Below are 5,322 nucleotides of genomic sequence, written 5' to 3'. Positions count from 1 at the left end.
AAAAAACTGACCTCCTTAAGTTGATTAGGTCCAACTTTAAGGGGTCAGTTCATTTTTCCCGGGGTTTTTTTAACGTTTATTTATAAACTAATTATTTAAGTGTAGCATACATGATTGCTTTGATTGTATGCATTCTGTTTTCTGCTTCATCAAATACTTTTGATTGGTGTGATAAGAATACTTCTTCAGAAACTTCTTGACCATTTAGTTCGTATTTGTCACCAAATTTGTCATTGATTTCTTTACCAATTGTTGTGTTTAAATCGTGGAATGATGGTAGGCAGTGCATGAAGATTGCTGTATCTTTTGCATTGTTCATTACTTCTTTGTTTACTTGGTATGGGTGAAGTTGTTCAATTCTTTGTTCCCAAACTTCTTCTGGTTCTCCCATTGATACCCAAATATCTGTGTAGATTACGTCAGCATCTGTTGTTGCTTCTTTTACATCTTCTGTAAAGTGTACTTTTGATCCGTGTACTTCTGCAAATTCACGTGCTAATTCTTGTACGTCTTCTTCTGGCCATAGGTCTTTTGGACCGCATCCTACGAAGTTAACACCTAGTTTTGCACATGTTACTGCTAGTGAGTTACCCATGTTGTTTCTGCAGTCGCCCATGTATACAAAGTTGATTCCTCTTAATTTACCAAAGTTTTCTTTGATTGTAAGCATATCAGCGATCATTTGTGTTGGGTGCCATTTATCTGTAAGACCATTCCATACTGGTACTCCAGCGTTTGCTCCAAGTTCTTCTACTAAGTCTTGGTCAAATCCTCTGTATTCAATACCATCGTAGAATCTACCTAATACTTTTGCTGTATCTGCGATTGATTCTTTTTTACCCATTTGGCTTGAACCTGGATCTAGGTATGTTACTCCCATTCCTAGGTCATATCCCGCTACTTCGAATGAACATCTTGTTCTTGTTGATGTTTTTTCGAATAATAGTGCGATGTTTTTACCTTCTAGGTATTTGTGTGGTGTTCCTGCCAGTTTTAATCTTTTGAATTGTTCTGATAGTTGGATTAGGTAAAGTACTTCATCTTCTGTGAAGTCTTTTATTGCCATTAAATTACGTCCTCTTAAGTTAACTCCCATTTTAAATCTCCTTTATACTTTCTAAAATATTACTTAATATATATTACAAAATGCTTTATATTGCATTTTATAAGCGTGTTACCTTTATTTTGTTACCCAGCTATTTTACTTTTAATCAAGGGTGGCTTAGCCGTTTATGATTTTTGTTCCTACTTCTCCTGATAGGGCATATGCTGCTTTTTCAAGAGATGTGATGATTGCTGTTCCGTTTGGATTTTCTTCGATAAATTTGATACATGCTTCTACTTTTGGTAGCATTGAGCCAGCATGGAATTGATTGTCTTCGATGTGTTTTTTGATTTCACTTACTGTGATTTCACGAAGTTCTTCTTGGTTTTCTTTACCAAAGTTAATATATACTGTATCTACGGCTGTTAGTATTAATAGTGTATCTGCTCCGATGTCTGATGAGATTCTGCTTGCTACAAAGTCTTTATCGATTACTGCATCTACCCCTTTTAGTTCGCCATTTTCATTTAGAACTGGGATACCGCCACCACCACCTGTAACTACTACACCATCATTGTCTAGGTGGTTTGTCACTGTTGATAGTTCTACTATTCTTTGTGGTTTTGGACTTGGAACTACTCTTCTAAATCCACGACCTGCATCTTCTTTAAATGTGTATCCATCTTTTTTGCTAATTGCATCTGCTTCTTCTTCTGTGTAGAAGTTACCTATTGGTTTTGTTGGATTTTCAAATGCTGGGTCTTTTGGATCTACTTCAACTTGTGTTACTACTGTTGCTACTTTTTTGTCTATATTTCGAGTTGCTAATTCATTTTCGATAGCTTGTTGTAGGTGATATCCTATATAGCCTTGACTCATTGCCACACATTCCACTAATGGGAATTCTGGGATTGTTGAGTCTTCTTTTGCTGCTAAGGATAATGCAAGATTGATTACTCCTACTTGTGGTCCATTTCCATGAACTACTGCTACTTTATCATATGTTTCGATGATATCTGCAATTGATTTTGATGAACCTTTTACAGCTTCTAATTGTTCTTTTGGGCTATTTCCTAGGGCATTTCCACCTAGGGCTACTACGATTGATTTCATGTATCCTCCTGAAAGTTAATAATGGTTTGTAAATAATTTATACTATTTGTTTAATGAATCATCGTCTGATTCAAATGTTAAAGTTTCACCTTCTGAAACTTCTTTGGTTTTTGTTGTTGTAGTTGTTGTGACTTTTTCTTCTACTGGTCTAGTTGTAGTTGTTGCTTTTACTTTTCCAGTATCTAGTCTGTAATATTTGTCTGATTTAAAGAAGTCATCGGCGATTTCTTTTACTTCGCCACTCATCATTATCAGACCTATCAAGTTTGGTATTACTACAAGTCCTAGTGTAAAGTCAAGGAATACTCCAGCATTGTCAAATGAGATGAATAATGCTGCAAGTATCATAAGTGATGCAACTACCCTCATGATTTTACCCACTTTTGTTCCAAATAAATACTCAGCTTGTTTTTCACAGTAAAATACGATTACTATGATTGTTGAAAGTACGAATAGGAATAAGCAGATTGAGATAATTACTGATCCCCATTGGCCAAATAGTGTGTTAAATGATCTTTCTACAGCGATTGATCTAACTGCAGCCATGTCAGCTTCACTCATGCCTGGTTGCCATGTGCCTGTAAGGATTACTACAAGTGATGAAATTGTACATACTACGATAGTATCAGCAAATACTTCAAATACTCCCCAAAGACCTTGTCTAGCAGGGTGGTCTGTTGTAGCTGCAGCGTGTCCATAACCTGCAGAACCCATACCAGCTTCGTTTGAGTAAACCCCACGAGCTACCCCTTGGGAAATTACTTTTGAAAGTGCAATACCACTTACACCACCCATAACAGCCTTAGGATCAAATGCACCTTGAATAATGTGGCTAAATGCTGCTGGTACTTCGCCAATGTGCATAATTATAATCATTAGTCCACATATAATGTAAAATGCTGCCATGATTGGAACTAGTTTTTCAGTTACCTTACCAATTTGTTTTACCCCACCAAATACAACTATAGATACTAGAATAAAAATACCAATAATAGCAATTCTTTTAGCAACTAGTTCATCTACTGCAAGTGGTTTAAATACACTTTGGATTGGGTTAACGGCTGATAAAGTTTGAAGTGTGATTGATGGAAGAATTTCTATCATAAAGAAAAATGCTGCAAAGGAACCTAGGACTTTACCAAGATTGCCTTTTAGACCATTTTTTAGCATGTATGAACATCCACCAACGTGTTCTCCCTCTGCGTTTAGCTCTCTATATTTGATAGAAAGTGCTACTTCAGAGAATTTTGTTGCTTGACCAATGATTGCAGCAATCCACATCCAGAATATTGCTCCAGGTCCTGCAATGAAAATAATTGTAGGTGCTACTACGATATTTGCAGCCCCTATTGATGAAGCAAGTGCTGTTGTCATAGCTTGGAAAGCAGAAACTGTTCCATCACCTTGATTGTCTTTGGAAAACATTTTTCCAAAAGTTTGGCTCATTATGTAGCCAAAATGACGCACTTGGAAAAATCCTGTTCTGATAGAAAGAAGCAATCCGCCCCCCATTAATAATACTAATAGAGGCCAGCTCCACAACCAATCAGTAAAGCGTGATATAGTATCTAACATAATTTTCTCCTTTTTTATAAGTTCTATATGACTTATAAATATTTACAAACCATCATCTTGATAAAAGTATATCATAATGAAAAATAGATATGGGACATATTCTGCCAAAAAAATTGTAAATTTAAGGCAAATGTTTTCACAAAATATCACTAATTAAAATTTATAAATATGGCACTGATGAGTATTTCACAGACTTTGACCCGATATTTTTATGCTTTAATCTAACAAAATATGATATAATAGTATATAGTATTAAATGAAAAAAGGAGGGATTAGTATTAAAAATCAAACAAATATCCAAGATGAATCAACATATTTTCAAGCGGATTTTAACCAATCAGTTTTAATAGACATGGGAAATGAGATTTGCTCGCTTGCCACAGATCCCCTCCTTCATACCAACGCTAGATTTTGGTATCTACGCAAAGGAGAGGCAGTTTTTAATATCCAAGGCGAAGACTACACCCTAAAAGAGGGCATGCTTGTGGGAATATTACCCTGGTACTACACTCAAATTATGGAAGTAAGAGAGCCTATCGAGCTTGATGTAATTGTTTTTGATATAGAGCTTATAAACATTTTCTTAAAAAAGACCAACGAAATGTTTGGTTCAGCCATGCAAATTGCAAATTCTATATCAGAAAATGCCTATGTGATTTTAAACGAGGATGATAAAAAAACTGTAGAATCTATAATAAAAACCCTCAACCAAGAGCTTAACGCATTTAAAAACGGCAAGACCTATGCCAATCAAATGATATGCATAAAGCTGATGGAACTTTCCCTAATTTTTGAAAAATCGGCAGGCCAGGGTAAAAAAAAACTCCAAAAGTATAACAAAATAGAAATTTTCCACTATATATGGACCCATTTGGACGAAAAATTGACTCTATCAAGGCTAGCCCATATTTTCTACCTATCCGAGTCAAACATTTCAAAATACATCAAAGAAGAAATTGGCCTAACTTTTACTAGCCTTACATCCTTGATGAAGCTTACAAAACTGATGGGCTATCTAAATTTTTCTGAGAAAAGCTTGGAAGAACTTTCAGTCATTTTGGGATTTAAAGATGCCTCCCATCTTCTAAAATTTTTTAAGGCCAAAACAGGGCTTAATTCAAAAGATTATAAAAATTCCTATCATACAATAGAAAATAGTGACCAAGTCATAGACTACAATCAGATGGCTGAAATCATAGGTTTTTTGGTCAAAAATTATTATACAGATTTAGATATAGATCAAATTTGCGATAAATTTGACATTACTCCAAACAGTCTAAATAAGTCACTAAAATTTTATGTGGACAAGTCTTTTGATGAGTACATCAACTACATGATGGTTATAAATGCTGCAAGACTTTTGCTACAAACAGATGATTTGGTCTCAGTAATCGCCTACAAAGTTGGCTTTAATACAACCAAGACCTTTTACAGAAATTTTAAGAAAATTTACAAAATAAATCCAAACGATTTTAGAAAGAAAATAAATTACCAATTGGTAAATGTATAAATTTGCCAAAACAAAAATCATTCCTAAAAATGAGCTGAACCCCAAAATCCGGAATATGGATTGAGGGGTTTTTTTCATG

The 5,322-nt window shown here is 34.9% G+C and carries 4 protein-coding genes; 1 reads left to right on the top strand and 3 read right to left on the bottom strand.

The window, feature by feature from the left end:
- Window positions 1-91 precede the first annotated feature (91 nt).
- From argF to JNO63_RS08425, 3 genes are all read right to left on the bottom strand, one after another.
- Window positions 92-1,096, bottom strand: a complete 1,005-nt coding sequence (gene argF / locus JNO63_RS08435; RefSeq protein WP_203128511.1) for an ornithine carbamoyltransferase — start codon at window positions 1,094-1,096, stop codon at window positions 92-94.
- A 126-nt stretch (window positions 1,097-1,222) separates the two neighbouring features.
- Window positions 1,223-2,158 carry a carbamate kinase gene (gene arcC, locus JNO63_RS08430; RefSeq protein ID WP_203128510.1) on the bottom strand — a complete coding sequence of 312 codons (936 nt, stop codon included), beginning with the start codon at window positions 2,156-2,158 and terminating at the stop codon, window positions 1,223-1,225.
- A 42-nt stretch (window positions 2,159-2,200) separates the two neighbouring features.
- On the bottom strand, window positions 2,201-3,733 hold the full coding sequence (locus JNO63_RS08425) for an alanine/glycine:cation symporter family protein (protein WP_203128509.1): 1,533 nt from the start codon (window positions 3,731-3,733) through the stop codon (window positions 2,201-2,203).
- A 256-nt stretch (window positions 3,734-3,989) separates the two neighbouring features.
- Here JNO63_RS08425 and JNO63_RS08420 point away from each other — a divergent pair, with 256 nt between their 5' ends.
- The gene (locus tag JNO63_RS08420; RefSeq protein ID WP_203128508.1) at window positions 3,990-5,243 is read left to right on the top strand and encodes a helix-turn-helix transcriptional regulator; all 1,254 of its coding nucleotides are present in this window, start codon (window positions 3,990-3,992) and stop codon (window positions 5,241-5,243) included.
- Window positions 5,244-5,322 lie beyond the last annotated feature (79 nt).

The organism is Anaerococcus sp. mt242 (genome assembly GCF_016798225.1).
In the GTDB taxonomy this organism is placed as follows: domain Bacteria; phylum Bacillota; class Clostridia; order Tissierellales; family Peptoniphilaceae; genus Anaerococcus.
Note: the sequence above shows the minus strand (reverse complement) of the source record. Positions and strands in the feature narration are given on the sequence as shown.